The sequence below is a fragment of the Pinibacter aurantiacus genome (genome assembly GCF_019130065.1).
Classification (GTDB): domain Bacteria; phylum Bacteroidota; class Bacteroidia; order Chitinophagales; family Chitinophagaceae; genus Pinibacter; species Pinibacter aurantiacus.
In genome coordinates, this window is sequence record NZ_JAHSPG010000018.1 from 534290 (window position 1) to 550324 (window position 16035).

At 42.4% G+C, this 16035-nt stretch carries 10 protein-coding genes; 9 read left to right on the forward strand and 1 reads right to left on the reverse strand.

Translation table 11 applies throughout. The features are described 5' to 3' along the window. Positions 1–259 precede the first annotated feature (259 nt). The 7 genes from KTO63_RS25615 (at position 260) to KTO63_RS25645 (ending at position 8768) form a co-directional block, all read left to right on the forward strand. Positions 260–820, forward strand: coding sequence for an RNA polymerase sigma factor (locus KTO63_RS25615; RefSeq protein WP_217795070.1), 561 nt, complete (start codon positions 260–262; stop codon positions 818–820). A 54-nt stretch (positions 821–874) separates the two neighbouring features. Continuing rightward, positions 875–1933, forward strand: a complete 1059-nt coding sequence (locus tag KTO63_RS25620; protein ID WP_217795072.1) for a FecR family protein — start codon at positions 875–877, stop codon at positions 1931–1933. 254 nt (positions 1934–2187) lie between these two features. Further along, positions 2188–5355 (forward strand): SusC/RagA family TonB-linked outer membrane protein, encoded by a 3168-nt coding sequence (locus KTO63_RS25625; RefSeq protein WP_217795074.1) that lies wholly within the window; start codon positions 2188–2190, stop codon positions 5353–5355. 68 nt (positions 5356–5423) lie between these two features. Continuing rightward, positions 5424–7103 carry a RagB/SusD family nutrient uptake outer membrane protein gene (locus KTO63_RS25630; protein ID WP_217795076.1) on the forward strand — a complete coding sequence of 560 codons (1680 nt, stop codon included), beginning with the start codon at positions 5424–5426 and terminating at the stop codon, positions 7101–7103. A 27-nt stretch (positions 7104–7130) separates the two neighbouring features. Further along, on the forward strand, positions 7131–7664 hold the full coding sequence (locus KTO63_RS25635) for a hypothetical protein (RefSeq protein WP_217795078.1): 534 nt from the start codon (positions 7131–7133) through the stop codon (positions 7662–7664). Between the two features lie 198 nt (positions 7665–7862). Beyond that, positions 7863–8123, forward strand: a complete 261-nt coding sequence (locus tag KTO63_RS25640) for a hypothetical protein (protein ID WP_217795079.1) — start codon at positions 7863–7865, stop codon at positions 8121–8123. Continuing rightward, positions 8124–8768, forward strand: coding sequence for a zeta toxin family protein (locus KTO63_RS25645; RefSeq protein WP_217795081.1), 645 nt, complete (start codon positions 8124–8126; stop codon positions 8766–8768). Positions 8769–8905: 137 nt separating this feature from the next. Here KTO63_RS25645 and KTO63_RS25650 read toward each other — a convergent pair whose 3' ends face one another. Then, complete coding sequence (locus tag KTO63_RS25650; RefSeq protein ID WP_217795083.1) at positions 8906–10198, reverse strand: glycoside hydrolase 5 family protein; 1293 nt, start codon at positions 10196–10198, stop codon at positions 8906–8908. Positions 10199–11303: 1105 nt separating this feature from the next. Between KTO63_RS25650 and KTO63_RS25655 the strand changes: the two genes are divergently transcribed. Together KTO63_RS25655 and KTO63_RS25660 are read left to right on the forward strand one after the other, a co-directional pair. Then, positions 11304–14435 carry a SusC/RagA family TonB-linked outer membrane protein gene (locus KTO63_RS25655; RefSeq protein ID WP_217795085.1) on the forward strand — a complete coding sequence of 1044 codons (3132 nt, stop codon included), beginning with the start codon at positions 11304–11306 and terminating at the stop codon, positions 14433–14435. A gap of 19 nt (positions 14436–14454) precedes the next feature. Next, positions 14455–16008: a RagB/SusD family nutrient uptake outer membrane protein gene (locus KTO63_RS25660; RefSeq protein ID WP_217795087.1), complete on the forward strand. Its 1554-nt coding sequence runs from the start codon at positions 14455–14457 to the stop codon at positions 16006–16008. The last annotated feature ends 27 nt before the right edge of the window (positions 16009–16035 follow it).

A 16035-nucleotide genomic window follows, 5' to 3' on the forward strand; every position in this document is an offset into this window, starting at 1 on the left:
ATTTTTACTATGAAGCTTACAGTTTTACATAAGAACAGGGAAGAAGGGAGACATGGCAGCTGCAAAATTGCAGCTCGAAAATTGCAGCCGCTTATGAGTATTAAGATAAAAATAAAAACTGTTGTTGGAAAGCTATTTCTAATAATTAAGGAAGCCTATTGTAAATTATCTTAATACGACCGCACTTTTCCCTTCTAGATAATTTTTCCTGAACGCACTCACTACTTGCGAATCGTAATTTTTATATATTTGAACCGCTTTGGATCACATACTTGCCATAATGAACGGAGATGAAGCTGCATTCCAGGAGGTATTCAATGGATACCACGAGAAGCTTTATTTCTATGTTTTCACCAAAACGAGATCCGCATACCTTGCGGAAGAAGTGGTGCAGCTATCCTTTATAAAACTTTGGAAATACAGGAAATCACTCAATCCATCGCTGGCTTTTTCTACCCAATTGTACAGAATTGCTACTACGACTTTGATAGATCTGCGAAGAAAGCAAAGTCTTTCACAAGACTTAACTGACAGTCTTGAAAAAACAGATATTCCTTCCGGCGAAGATTTTTTTGCCAACAACAGTGCGAAAGAAATGCAGGCACAGCTACACACAGCCATGCAAAATCTGCCGCCCGTAAGACGGAAAGTCTTCGAAATGAGCAGGATCGAAGGCTTGACTTACAAAGAAATAGCACAACGCTTGTCAATATCCACCAAAACGGTAGAACACCACATTTCGAAGGCATTAAAAGCAATAAGAATTTATTTTCCGATACTCACACTGATTTTTCTTTGTGGAAATTTAATTTTCAGATAGGGGTAATGACTCTAATAAACGTATAATAATGGCAAACATCCATTTTGACAGGCTATGATTACAAAGGCGATGATAGACAGGTTTCTTAAAGGGCAGTCCGGTAAGGAAGAAACTGCAGAGGTATTGCGACATTTCGATCAATACCCTGACTCTGTATTTGAGTACCTGGATGAGAAGGAATGGAACGATTTCAAGGCCCAGCAATCCCTGCCAGCCGAACAAAGCACCAAAATGTGGGATGTCGTAAAAGCTGAAAGCCGCAAAACCCCATCAATAATTTACTACTTAAGAAAACCGGCTGTTGCTGCCGCTATTGCCATTGCTGTGGCAGGTTCATGGTTTTTACTAACAAAACAAAAAGGCGGTGTAATAGAAACGGGCAACAAGAATACACAACAGGAAATAGCCCGCAAAACAACAACAAACAGCTCCGCAAAAGAAATGCTTGTGGTGTTAAGCGATTCAACTGTTGTTGCATTAATGCCGGGCAGTTCTATTTCTTACTACGAAGCTTTCTCAACGGATAAAAGAGATATTATACTGAACGGTGGTGCAAACTTTTCAGTAACCAAAGACAGTCACAGGCCATTTACGGTTTACTCGGACGATATCGCCACCACTGTACTGGGCACAAGATTTTCCGTAAAATCATTTGCGGGGGATGATAACATTCGCGTATCGTTGTTTGAAGGAAAGGTTGTCGTGACTCCATCGACCGCTGCGCCAAAGGGTGACATGAAAGATATGTATACGTTTATGGCACCGGGAGATATATTGTTGTATTCAAGAAACACAAAAATTGTTACGCTAAAACACAAGCCGGTTAATGTGCCGTCAAATGCTTTAGCAAGTAAAACACATAATGCATCACAAACTATGCAGGGCAACAACTGGTATATGTTTAACAACCAGTCGCTGGCCGAAGTGTTTGATCAGCTTGAGATCCTGTATAATCAAAAGATCGTTTATTCAAACACCGACATAAAAGGCATCACTTTTATTGGCAAGTTGGACAACACCGATTCTTTAGATAATATTCTTTCCTCCATCGCTTTGATCAACAATCTTAAGATTGAGAAAGGCGCAAATGGATACCTGGTAAAAAAGAAATAGAAAGACTCAGCACACACAACACCATTCACCTTATTGCTCCCTTGAGGATGGAGCTTGTTAAATGTCCGCTGGCAGCGGATTTTGACAGGCCTGTTCAATAGTTTGCTATTCCTTTTCTCAGAATTATTTTTCAAAATTTTCAATGTAAAGTTTTGGTTAAAAAAAATTAAACCGGGATGGGGGTAGTGCAATTAATAAACGTATAAGTAGTATGGAATAAACCAAAACCGATTTGTAAAACTCAATGCTTATTTATGATTGTTTGCTTTATTAACTCCAAAAAGCGATTGTCAATTTGGATGTTGACGATGCTTTGCCTGTTAACCATTACAGCACATTCCCAACAAGGTAACTCACTCAGGGGGCAGGTTAAAGATGAACACGACAACCCCATTGCGGGCGCGAGCATTGTCGCGAAAAACGACAAGACCAGCTTCTCTGCAGGCGCCCAGTCTGACACTTCCGGCATCTTCCAGTTTTTAAAACTTCCCGCTGGCGGCCCGTATAGTTTTACTGTATCGGCCATCGGTTATGAGACGCAAACGCTCTCTGGCTATATCATTCAGCAGGACGGAAAGATGTCGTTGCTCGTAAAACTTGTATCCAAAGCCACCGCACTCGAACAAATAGTGGTAGTAGGTTACGGTACGCAAAAGAAAGTTGATTTAACAGGAGCTGTGGCGGTAGTTGACAAAGCCGACATTGTAAACAAACCTGTACCAAATGTAATGGCATCCATGCAAGGTTTGTTGCCCGGTGTAATGATCACACGCACCAACGGTAAACCCGGTGATGAAGGCTATGACATCCGCATTCGTGGTTTCTCTTCTGCCAACGATACCAAAGCCCTGATATTGGTAGATGGTATGGAAATGGACATGAACCTCCTGAACCCGGACGACATCGAATCGATCTCCATTCTTAAAGACGCCGCCGCTGCATCTATCTACGGTGCGAGAGCTGCTGCTGGCGTGGTATTGGTTACTACAAAGAAAGGAACCGGAGGCAGAACAAATATCAATTTCAATTCTTACTACGGATTGAATATAACTGCAAGACAGCCGCAGCGTTTAAGCTCATGGGACGAGCAAACGTTGATCAATGAAAGCCGCGTGAATTCAGGCGCTGCACCTGAGTTTACCGATGAACAAATTCAATGGTTGAAAAATCCCAACTTCGACTACAGACCTAATATGAGTAACAACCCAACAGGAAGTCCGAATGCGCTTCGCTGGGATTATTACGACAATATTAATTGGGTGAAAGAAGGCATGAAGCAAACGAGTTCCATGCAGAACTATTCACTCTCCATCAGCGGTGGAAAAAAAGAACTCAACTATTTACTTTCCGGCGGTTACTACACACGAGAAGGTGTCATTAAATACGGCCCCGATCAAAACGACCGTTACAACCTTCGCCTGAACGTAAATGGTCAGTTGAATAAATACATGGACCTTTCGGTAAGTGCGAGCTACGCAGGTTCTTTCGTAGCAGAGAACTCTTATGGTGTAGGCAATGTGATCGAGCGCCTTTATCGCATTCGTACACGCCAGCCCATATATGTGCCTGCAGAAGATAAAACAGGTTCAATCTATAACGGCGATCTCCAGGTAAACCCGATTGATCTTGAAAAAAACTCTGGCGTTACAAACAAGAATTACCAGGCATTTACAGGACAAGGAAATCTTACCATAAAAAATCTTGCGAAAGGATTAACGATCAATGTAATTGGTTCTCGTTTGATGGACAACTATGATTACCGTTCTGAAAAAAGAAGTTTGTACTGGTACGGTATGACAACATCTAATGTGCGATTCAATGCAAACGTGCCTAATAGTTTGGCTAAGACAAAAAACAATGGCTGGCACAACAATCTTCAGGCATTTGCAACATACACCGCCAATATAAAGAACGAACATCACTTTAAATTGATGGGTGGTTACTCATACGAGGAATACCGCAAAGATGAAATGTCCGCAGGTGCCAATACAATGCCAACGAATGATTTCTACAGTTTGAATTACGGAGACCTTACTACAAAAACAAACGGCGATTTGGTAGAAACATGGGCAATGGAATCTTACTTCGGAAGATTTAATTATGACTTTAGAGACAAGTATTTGTTTGAAGCAAACCTTCGCTACGATGGAAGTACAAGGCTTGACCCATCCAATCGCTGGGGAGCATTTCCTTCCTTTTCTGCGGGCTGGAAGATATCGAATGAGAACTTCATGAGAAACGTTTCATTCATCGATAATTTGAAGTTGCGTGCTTCATGGGGACAGTTGGGAAATGGCGCGGTGCTTGGTTTGTATGATTATGTAGCATTGCTCAACAGCGGCACAAGTCTTTCTTTCAACGATCAGAAAACGCCTTACTACTATCAATCTACCATGCCTTCGAAAAACAAAACATGGGAGATTGTTCAAACTTCCGACATCGGACTTGATGTTGCTTTCTTAAGGAATCGTTTGAGTGTAACGGCCGATTATTATACCAAGCGCAACAAAAACATGCTGGCCACTTTGCAGTTGCCTTCACTGATTGGCGTGGATGTATCGAGCAGCAACGTAGGTGAACTGAAAAGCTGGGGCTGGGAGTTTGACATCAGATGGAAAGATCAGTTTAGAAACGGATCATACTCAATCGGCGTTAACATAGCAGACAACCAAAATGAACTTGTAAAATACGATGGTAAAAATTCAATAGGCAATGGCGGTCTTGTAAACCTCTTACAAGGCTATGCGCTGAACACTATTTGGGGATACAAAACAGATGGTTATTTCCAACAGCCGGAGGATTATGCTAAATATGGCATTACAAAGACCGGACAGCCTGCAAACATAGGCCCTGGCGATGTTAAATATCTTGACCTTAACGGCGACAAAGTAGTAAACGCAGGTGGTGGTACTCCGCAAAATCCCGGCGACCTTGTTTATTTAGGAAATACAAATGCCCGTTATACATTTGGCTTCAATCTTGGTGCAACGTGGAAGAATTTTGATTTCTCCTGTTTCTTCCAGGGTGTAGGAAAACGCAACTTCCTTATCGAAGCAAACACACTGAATCCACTGAATGCAAGCTCAAATATGCCGTGGACAATTATGATGGACAGATGGACGCCTGACAACAGGAACGCATTGTTCCCACGCACTTATGCCAGCAACAATTTCAACTTTGATCCTTCTGATAAATGGGTGCAAAACGGAAGCTACATCCGTCTGAAAAATATTCAGGTTGGTTACAATGTTCCCATTAAAAGAAAATTCTTCCAGAGCATACGTGCCTATGTATCCGGCCAGGATCTGTGGGAATACACGAAAGTGTTGAACGTGTTCGACCCAGAAGTGGGCAACAATGTAAATGCAAACACTTATCCATTCTACAGAGTGGTGTCATTTGGATTGAACGCAGGTTTCTAATTCTTTTTTTGAAATGAGCAGCAGAACCTTGATCAAGCATCAATGAAAATTTTACTAAAACGATTGAAATGAAAAGAAGATCTAAACTCCCCTATATCATACTGGCTTCGCTTACTTTTTTAGGTGGCTGTCTTAAAAGCAAGGAGCCCGAAACCACCTTTACTGACGCGGCTTTCTGGAACACCGAAAGCGACTTAAAAGTAGCGTGTAACAGGTTATACAATCTACTCGAAGGATTCAATGTAATTTCAGATGAAACAAAAACACCTCCTACATACTCGAATGTTTTTGATAACAGGGGCGACGATGTAGTGGGTACTTCTGCCGATGCCACCAGCAACGGAAGCCGAAACATACCAAGTACAAGCGACGACTGGAGCCGCCCTTACAAAACAATCTTTACTGCCAATAATATTTTGGAGAAAGGAAAAAAAACAAACGTAACAGACGCTATTAAAAATCGCTACTTCGCAGAAGCAAGATTCTTCCGTGCATATGCGTATTTCCAGTTATTAAAAAAATACGGCGACGTTCCTCTCGTAATGAAAGTGCTGGATATCGGCAGTCCCGAACTGACAATGCCAAGAACAGCAAGAGAAGTAGTAGTAGACACTATTTATGCAGATCTTGATTTTGCAGCGCAATGGCTGCCAACAAGACTTACGATGCCTGCAGCCGATTATGGCAGAGCAACGAAAGGCGCAGCGTGGGCATTTAAAGCACGTGTAGCTTTGTATGAGGGAACCCGTTCTAAATACCACAGCTATGGAGACCCTAACAAGCACCTTGCCATTGCAGTAGATGCATGTACCAAAGTAATGGATCCCGCACAAGGCTATGGATTGCTGGCAAGCTATGACAACAACTTTTTGTATGCCGGAGAGGGCAATGCAAACACCGAGAACGTTTTTGTAAAAGTATATGGAGCCAGTTATCTTAATACCATTGTAGTGCATGACAACTCAAGAAGAATAGAAGGAGGAAACATAACGCCTACACGAAATTTGGTCGACAATTATTTGTGTACAGACGGATTGCCATGGGGAAAATCACCGCTGACCATTTCGCCTGAAAAAAGCTACAACGATGTTTTCAGCAACAGGGATCCACGATTGAACAAAACAATATACAAGATGGGAGAGCAGTCCTACAAAGGACTCTGGCTACCTGCCGTTGGTGCGCAAAGGTCTGGCTATGCCTGCAAGAAAGGTTACATACAAGCTGACTGGGACAACCTTGGAAAAGCGAATGTAGACAAGCAGCTTATACGTTATGCGGAAGTATTGCTTACTTATGCTGAGGCGCAGTATGAGCTGAATGGTTCCATCAGTGATGCCGATCTTAACGCTTCCATCAATAAACTAAGAGCGAGAGTAGCAATGCCCGCAACAGTTAATCTCACCAATGCTTTTGTAACAGCAAACGGTTTAAACATGAGAGACGAAATAAGAAGGGAAAGAACCGTTGAACTAGCTTTAGAAGGTTTCAGGTATGATGACCTGATAAGGTGGAAACTTGCAGAAACGGTATTGCCCAAAGCCATATTGGGCGCAAGATATGCGCAAGCCGAATGGACAAGTACGCCGGTTGGAAATGTAAAAAACACATTGACAAGCGACAGCTTAATAATTGTAGAACCTGCTGCCAACAGACGTTTTGATCCGTCAAAAGATTATTTATACCCTGTGCCGCTTAATGAAATAACACTGAGTGGAGAAAGCGTGACGCAGAATCCAAACTGGAAATAGTCTTCATGAATTTTAAACTGAAAAGCAATGAATTTCAAAACATCAATTTTATCGACAATAGCGCTTTTGCTGGGCATAGCCACCCTTTCTTCATGCAATAAAGAAGACTATCCAAAAAGCGACCCCACATACGACAACTACTATTACATAGGGTACGAGTCGCCCTACCAATACCCGTGGAACAACACAAAAGTATCTGTAACCAAAAATCAAACAGCGCTAGTGAAATTTCCGGTACAGTTTCATTCTGCATTTGTGCGTAATTACGATGCCGTAGCCAAGTATGTGGTGAGCGTATACGGCTTAGCTACACCAGCAGTAGCAGGTGTTGATTTTGACGTTGTTGATAAGAACGGCACCAAGATAGTAGTTGCCGATACTGTATATACAATGACATTTCCGCAAGCGAAAAATGCTTATGATACAATCTACGTAAAGCTGCTAAACAATGCTGCGAGCGGTACAAGAACAGTGAATATCGATCTTATAAAAAATGTGACTGACCAATACACTGTTGGAACTTTCAGTCAAGCCTATAGAAGACCATTGGAGATCAAATAAGTTCCCCCTTGAAAACAATAAACCAAAGGGTCGCTTCATTTAGTTGAAGCGACCCTTTTTTGTTTGAATCTCACAATAAAATGATTGCCAACTTATGAAGGTGCCTCCTGATTGTCATTTGCGCAAAGCCTGGAGCTTGAGGATGAATAAGGAGCCTCTCACTTTGAAAATCAGTCAGTTTTCATTAAATTTGCAGCTATGTCAACCGTTAAAGCAGAAGCGAACAAAGGCACAAATGCAGTAAAGAAATTGCGTGAGCAAAAACTTAGAAATGGTTTGCCATTTATGATTAATGTTGAGGAACTATCTTCAAATCAGTGTTATCTAGAGTATCCTAACGGAAGTATTAAATTAATCACTGTCATGCCGTCTTCAAGAGATATTGATGTGATTCGCGAACTATCTCCTGTTGAAGCAAATTATCTGAGAAGCCGTTTTCATTTTTCCTCCATAAAATAGATGTCCGTTCTCTATATAATAACAGGCTCAAATGGAGCAGGTAAATCATCTGTTGGTCCCGACTATATTCCAAGCCATTTAAGGGATACAATCTTCGATGGAGACAAGCTATTCATGCAAAAGAGAAAAGATTTTTGGAACGATGGCGTAAAATCTCACAAAGAATGTAAAAAGCTGGCTGCAAAGTTTGTTGAAGAGACATTTGATGATCTTGTGGAGGCTGCCTTAAATTCGCATTCAGATTTCGCATATGAAGGGCATTTTACCAACGATGCAACCTGGAGTATTCCCCAAAATTTTAAAGATGCAGGCTACGAGATTCATTTGATTTTTTTTGGATTAAAAGACACAGCCTTGTCCGAAACTCGTGTTGTCGCAAGAGTAAATGAGGGTGGGCACTACGTAGACCCATCGACAATTGCCGCTAATTTTTATGGTAATCTAGAAAAGCTTGATAAATATTTTCCTATGTTCAATTCTGTCACAATAATTGAAACATCAACCATCGAACACACCGGTCTGGTTGTGCTGGAAAATGGAATCTGCCGATCTGCAATCGCCTACGCTTCTTTACCTCATTGGTTTTCTGAGATTCTTCCAAGAATAACTGATGCAGTTATTAAATTCGAGAACAAAAAAGATTAGCTGCTCAAAATTGTGTTATTCCTTATATTCCGTAGAGCAAGTAAACCGGTAGATAGAAAGAGGGATTCAATCCTGAAAAAAACTGAAAAACAGAAATAGCATACAGCCTTCTCAGTTTTTCAGTTTCTAAACACATTTCATTTCACATAAAAAGGAAAGTTCGCTGTAGCCACTTTGTTCTTGCCATCACTTACATAAATAAACAAACGATAAGCGCCTTGTTTAGCGGGAGCAGTGAACGTAATGTTGCTCTGATTGATCTCGCCAACAACAAAATGCTCAGCTGGTTTTGGGCGACCTTCAAAGTCTCCGCCTTCACTGAGTTGAGTAGGTTCGGGAAGCATTTCCCAGCGATAAATGATTCTGTCATTATCAGGATCAAATGCCGCGACAGCAGCTTTATAATTAGTGCCTGCTGTTAAGTATAGATAATCTGTCGATTTCTTGCCGTCTATTTGCAATGAATAAATATGCGGTGCCCTGTTGCGTGGCCATGTTGCTGTCCATAAATATTGCATCACGTCGATCACTTCCGTTTCTTCACCTTTTTCTGTAAACAAACCATACCAGGTAGGAGTGCGTTCCTGTTTTTGTCCCCACAAAAACACATAGGACCCAAGGCACTTTTCTTTATCGCGACCAATTGAATATTCATAGCGGGTTTTATAAACCGCCGCCTTTTCACTACTTGTTTCTTCTATCGCGGATTTCCATGGAGTAGATAAACTTTCCCAATGACCTGTTGGTCCCCATTCAGTTACCATGTAAGCACCTGCCCAAGCCGCATTACGAATATTCTTCGGCAAACCTGCCAGATCACCGTAGGTGTTGATGCCAAGAAAATCAAGATCAGGGCAAGATGTATTAATAAGACCAATCACATCTTTATTTGCCCCTGCAAGCACCGTGCAAACAGGATGGTTGGAATCGAGCGAGTGAATCATTTTAGCAATATCATTCACCGCGTTCCATACTTTAGGATTCTTGTAATTAAGATTAAGCTCGTTGCCAATGCCCCAGGCAAGCAGTGCCGGATGATCTTTATATTTCAAAACCTCTCCCCGCAATTTGTCCAATTGTTTCCTTACAGCAGCAGTATCATCATATCTGAATCCATGACGCTCGGCAGTAACGCTAAGCCCCATCAAAACAGTAAGACCATATTTCTGCGCAGAGTCCAGCACCTTCTGCCCCTTGTCGCTTCCCCACGTGCGGATGGAGTTGCCACCATAAGCGGCTATGCGTTCAGGGTAGGCCGAACCGCCGGCTCCCTTAACAAAATAGGGCTGACCGCCGCGCAAGAGCTGGAATCCGTCAGTTCCTTTAACTATTTCAACTTTGACCGGCTTTTGTAAGGCTGCATTTTGTGCAATGCTTTTCACTGCAAAAGCATTTGTTACACAGAAAATGAAGAATAGAAATCGTTTCATCGAGTTAGTATTTTCAGCGCCAAAAGTAACTCACATTCCCTTGTTGTCTTTGAATATTTGCCTGTGGCTCACAGATAATATCATCTTGTAGAGGTTTTGGCGTATAAACATGTCGCTCCTACGGAGCTGATATTCACTTTGCGAAATTCATACATCAGCTACGAACGTTTTACCCCTGCGGGGTAATTTCAAAGTTCAGTCTGGTAGAAGCTCCGCAAGTGCTAAATGTTCGTAGAACTATAAACACGGTATTATGATAGAAACTCCATAACAACAACATGGTTACGAACGTTTCACCCTCACGGAATTATTTTAAAGTTCAGTTTGGCAGGAGCTCCGTAGTAGCCAAATGTTCGCAGAAATAGGAACCATATCATTTATAAACAACAGCTACATAGGACCGACATGTTCACGAATGTTTCACCCATGCACAATCATTTCAACGTTTAGTCTGGTAAAAGCTCCGTAAGAGCTAAATGTTCGTAGACCTATGACACATGTCATTTATAATGAACAGCTCCGTAGGAGCGACATGTTACCAGCAATGTAATGCAAAAGAACAGCCCTTACCCGAAGGGTATTCAGTGCAGAGGGCGCGGGAAATAAACAACAAGACGCAAGTACATAACCTTGCGTTACCAATATTAATATTGAAGATTTCCTTCGTTAAAAAAAATAAAAAAATAATCCTACTAAATTTGTAGACTATTAAAAAAGATATTACTTTTGGTTCAATAAGTAAAGTATGCACACGATCAATACAATACTGGTTAATGTTACGCAACGTAACGATGTGATGAAATTTTCATACCCACGACCTGCTTGCTGCTGCTGTTGTTAGGCATACCTGCCCCGTCCTCTATTATTTACTATTCATTTTAAGGAAAGAAACTCAAGGCGAAGAAATTCTCCCTGTAGTGCTATTTATCAACCAACATTAAACAACTACCTGCTTATGATTTGTAGAAGAAAATAATCCAACTTTTTAAAAAAGATGGCCGGAACTGTTCGTACCAGCACCGGCCTGAATCAAACAAGGCTTTGCATAACGACCTGCGGATTACCACAGGCAGTGGCCTATTATTTAATTACTAAATCAAATGTAATGAAAAAACATTTCCTGTTAGGAATATGGTTTTTACTACTTTATCCCTTTGCGACATTCGCTCAGTCAACACCGGAACCGCTCATCAATGCAGTATTTGAAGGAACCATTATAGATAGTAAAACGCACGTGCCCCTGGAAGGCGCAACTGTTCAGTTAAAAGGAACCACACACCAGGTAATTACCGACAAGAACGGAAAATTTGCCTTTAGAACAGGCCAAAAATTACCCGCAGAAATCATTGTAAGCTTTACGGGGTACCAAACATACGAAACCAGGGTAGATGTTTCAGGCATAAAGGTGAATCTTGTTCAGGGGCAAACACAGCTAAACGAAGTGGTCGTTGTTGGCTATGGAACCCAACGCAGAAGCGACATTACAGGCTCCGTTGTTTCTGTTCCTAAAAATTTACTGACGCAACAAACCCCTTCCTTTGATAACCTTTTGCAAGGCTCTGTTGCCGGGGTTACAGTAACACAAAGTTCTGGTCAGCCGGGTGCTACATCAACCATTCGCGTTCGTGGCGGCAACTCAATTTCATTCGGTAATGACCCGTTGTATGTGATTGACGGATTTATTGTGTACAACAACAATGGCTACGTTAACACCGGCGCTGCAAATGGCCCGGGCATCAATGCCCTTTCAACCATCAATCCAAGTGACATCGAATCCATTGACGTATTGAAAGATGCATCGGCAACAGCTATATACGGATCGAATGGTGCCAATGGCGTTGTGATCATTACTACAAAACGTGGTAGAAAGGGTTCTACTGAAATAAGCTACAGTAATAGCCTTGGCAACCAAACTGTTTCAAAAAAGCTATCATTGCTAAACGCTTCGCAGTGGGGTGCACTGGTAAATGACATTAACAGAAGTGATGGAAAGCCCATCACCTACAGCGATTCAGCGCTTGCAGCGTTAGGCGTGGGATCTGATTGGCAAAGTGCCGCGTTAAGAAAAGCATTTCAGCAAAATCACGAACTGTCAGTTTCCGGCGGTGATGAGAAGTCAAGATTTCTTATCTCCGGAAACTATTATGACCAGGATGGTATCATTTTAAATTCAGGTTTCAAACGTTTTAGTGGTCGTATTAACTACGAAAGAAATGTTACCAGCAAGTTCAAGATAAGCACCAATGTTTTTGGAAGTCGAGCCAAGGTAAATGCACCTTTTGGAAACGCGAATATTAACAACTCGTCCTCCCAACCAGGTGGTGGATTCTCAAGCATATTGTTCACATCACCCGCAGCTCCTATAAAAAATGCTGATGGTACATACAACACTACCAGCGCTTTACTTTCGTCTACCAACCCAATCCAGGATTTGGTAAGCACCATCAACCAAACGACCGTTACACGTTTGCTGGCGAATGTTGCAGGTGAATATAAGTTCACAAAAGAGCTTACTTTAAAAGTTACAGCAGGCGTTGATCTCCTTAACAGCAAACAGAACTATTACTCACCAACTTATGCGGGTTCGCCTGCAGGCGCTAGTGGCACTGGTTATTCTGTAAGCGGTTATGCAGCAGTGGGTAGCGCGGCGGCTACTATCTGGTTAAATGAAAATACGCTTACCTACGAGCATGCTTTTAATAACAAGCATTTCTTAACTGCACTTGCAGGTTACACCACAAAATCTGAACACGGAGAATCGGCGGTGGCTTCAGCGCAAAAGTTCAGCAACAACATCACCACTTATAACAACCTCGCATCTGCCGGAACGGCCAATCTGCCTACCTCCAGTAGCCGCGACCAGGTGCAGAATTCATTTTTGGCAAGAGTTAGTTATTCTTATTTGCATAAATACAACGTCACCATTTCCGAAAGAGCGGATGGCGCTTCTCAGTTAGGAGAAAACAACAAGTGGGGATATTTTCCTTCCATTGGTTTGTCATGGAACGTAGACAAGGAAGACTTTTTCAAGCATGTTGACAACACGATCAACAGTTTAAAACTTCGTGTAACGGCTGGACAAACAGGTAACTCAAATATTCCGCCATACAGTTCTTTGCCTTCTTTAACGCCTACCAATTATTATTTCGGTTCGCCGCAAACACTTGCTACGGGACTTTCACCAAATCAGTTGGGCAACCCTGACCTGAAATGGGAAACAACCACGCAATACAACGCAGGTCTGGATGTTGCCCTTCTGCACAACCGCATCAACTTTTCATTTGATGCGTACTACAAGAAAACAACCGACCTCTTGCTGAATGTACCATTGCCTTTGTATACAGGCTATGCTACCAAACTCGAAAATATCGGAAGCGTAGAAAACAAAGGCATAGAGCTGGCACTGAATACGCAGAACATTGTTACAAAGAAATTCCTATGGTCGTCTACCATTGTGTTTGGACTCAACCGCAACAAAGTTCTGGCGCTTGAACCGGGTGTGAATAGTTATTTCCCTACCGCACCTATTGGTCTTGTATCACCTGTGATCGTTAAAGTGGGATTGCCTGTGGGAGCATTCTGGGGTTATTCAACCGATGGTTTGTTAACGCAAGCTGACATCGATAAAGGAGTGCCATTGTTATCCGGCGTATCACAAACAGTGGGAGATAGAAAATACCTGCCGCTTAAAGAAGGCACAACCGTTATCACCAGTGCTGACAAACATTACCTCGGTAGTGCGCAACCAAAGTTCACTGCAAGTTTTTCCAACACGCTTAACTATGGAGGATTTGATCTGTCCTTCTTACTGCAAGGTTCTTACGGAAACAAACTGTTTAACCAATTGGCGCAAAACCTGGAAAGGCCAACGTTAACAACCAACGGCCCTTCAACGCAATTGGAAAGATACAGTGCATCGAATCCAAACGGAACTATGCCAAGAGCAACGAACGCTCCGGTAACGCAAGTGACTGACCGCTACATTGAAGATGCATCTTACATCAGGTTGAAGAACATTTCACTTGGATATAGTTTTCCTATCAGCGTGCTGTCTAAACTACATGCAACACAGTTGAGACTATTCATCTCTGCACAAAACCTGTTCACCATCACCAAGTACACGGGCTACGATCCTGAGGCAAACTACTACGACGCAGACAATACCAAGGCCGGTATAGATTATGGTATCTATCCATCTTCTAAAACTTTCCTGGGTGGCCTTAAAGTAACCTTTTAGTTATTAAATGAATAATGCAATGAAAAGAATTTCCCTTTATATAAAACTACCTTTTGCAGCGACAATCTTATTGATGTCGTGCAACAAGCTGACTGAGAATCCTTCCGGCGTTATTGTCGCTTCTCAGTTCTACAAAACATCTTCCGATGCAGTAACGGCTGTAACAGCGGCGTACAACACATTGAACAGCGATCCTGCAGGCGACTTTCCAATGTATGGACGCCAGTTGAACTTGCTCACGGATAACAACAGCGACAATCAGAATTTCAGTCCTAGCAACACCAATCCTGATGTGCGTGCACTTGGCACGGCTACTTATGTGTCTGCCAACAGCCGCATTCAGAAGAACTGGCAGCAACACTACTATGGCATCAGCAAAGCGAATGTTGCAATTGATAATATTGCCAATATTCCCGTCGGGCAGTTTAGCGATACGACATTAAAACCTCGTCTCATCAGGGAAGCAAAGTTTATAAGAGGACTGCTGTACTTTAATCTGGTGCGGTTGTTTGGCGGCGTGCCATTGGTATTGCATGATGCAACAACAACTGGCGTGAATGATCTTGTGCATGCAAGCCGCGCTTCTAAAGATGAAGTATATGCACAGATCATAACTGACCTTACTGACGCTACCAATTTACCTGCAACCTATTCTGCTGCAAATACCGGCAGAGCTACAAGTGGCGCGGCTCATGCGTTGCTGGCAAAAGTGTACGTGGCCCGCAAAGACTGGCCGAATGCATTGAAAGAATTGCAAAAAGTTTTGAACGCAGGAACATTCCCCGGCGCAACAGGCACCTATAATTACGGACTGTTTTCTAACTATAAAGATGCATTTCAAAAGGCGACAAAGAACGGTGTAGAACATATTTTCTCCGCGCAGTTTGCAACGGGCCTGGGCGCAGCCAACACTACGCAGTACCTAAGCAGCAGCTTTACATCGTTTAACACAGGTGTGTTTCCGATCGATTGTATTTCGGATAGCAGTGTAGTAAAAATCTTTGAAGATGCGGATACACGCAAGGGTGTAAGTTTTTATACAACTGTTTACAATTCATCTACCGGAGCAAATGTTGTGTTCAACAACGCGTACACTCCTTACTTAAACAAGTTTGTGGACTACAGCTTAACCCCACTGGCTCCGCAAAACCCAAGTGGAGTGAACTTCCCGGTAATTCGCTATGCAGATATTCTTTTGTTGTATGCAGAGGTATTAAATGAAATAAACGGAGGCCCTACCGCAGATGCTTACACAGCCATCAACCTTGTGCGCACACGCGCATATGCTGGTGTACCGCATGATGTAACGCCGGGGCTTAATCAATCAGATTTCCGCGATACACTTTTTCTTGAAAGAAGAAAAGAGTTTGTACAGGAAGGGCAGCGCTGGTTCGACCTGGTGAGACGCGGTGTAAATACGCAGACCGGTCAGCCTTACCTCGTAGATGCATTAAAAGTTATTGCGGCAAAAAAGGCAGGCATTGAAGCAAAGGACACTTTGTATCCGATTCCGCTGGTAGAGATCCAAACCAATCCAAACCTGAAACAAAACCCAGGCTGGGAGGGGAACTAACAACTTTTGCAATCCATCCATAAACTA

Bases quoted from the DNA above. Each gene is read 5' to 3' on its own strand.
- KTO63_RS25630 (WP_217795076.1), top strand. From the start codon at position 5,424: ATGAAAAGAAGATCTAAACTCCCCTATATCATACTGGCTTCGCTTACT.
- KTO63_RS25660 (WP_217795087.1), top strand. From the start codon at position 14,455: ATGAAAAGAATTTCCCTTTATATAAAACTACCTTTTGCAGCGACAATC.
- KTO63_RS25650 (WP_217795083.1), bottom strand. From the start codon at position 10,198: ATGAAACGATTTCTATTCTTCATTTTCTGTGTAACAAATGCTTTTGCA.
- KTO63_RS25635 (WP_217795078.1), top strand. From the start codon at position 7,131: ATGAATTTCAAAACATCAATTTTATCGACAATAGCGCTTTTGCTGGGC.
- KTO63_RS25620 (WP_217795072.1), top strand. From the start codon at position 875: ATGATTACAAAGGCGATGATAGACAGGTTTCTTAAAGGGCAGTCCGGT.
- KTO63_RS25625 (WP_217795074.1), top strand. From the start codon at position 2,188: ATGATTGTTTGCTTTATTAACTCCAAAAAGCGATTGTCAATTTGGATG.
- KTO63_RS25645 (WP_217795081.1), top strand. From the start codon at position 8,124: ATGTCCGTTCTCTATATAATAACAGGCTCAAATGGAGCAGGTAAATCA.
- KTO63_RS25640 (WP_217795079.1), top strand. From the start codon at position 7,863: ATGTCAACCGTTAAAGCAGAAGCGAACAAAGGCACAAATGCAGTAAAG.
- KTO63_RS25655 (WP_217795085.1), top strand. From the start codon at position 11,304: ATGAAAAAACATTTCCTGTTAGGAATATGGTTTTTACTACTTTATCCC.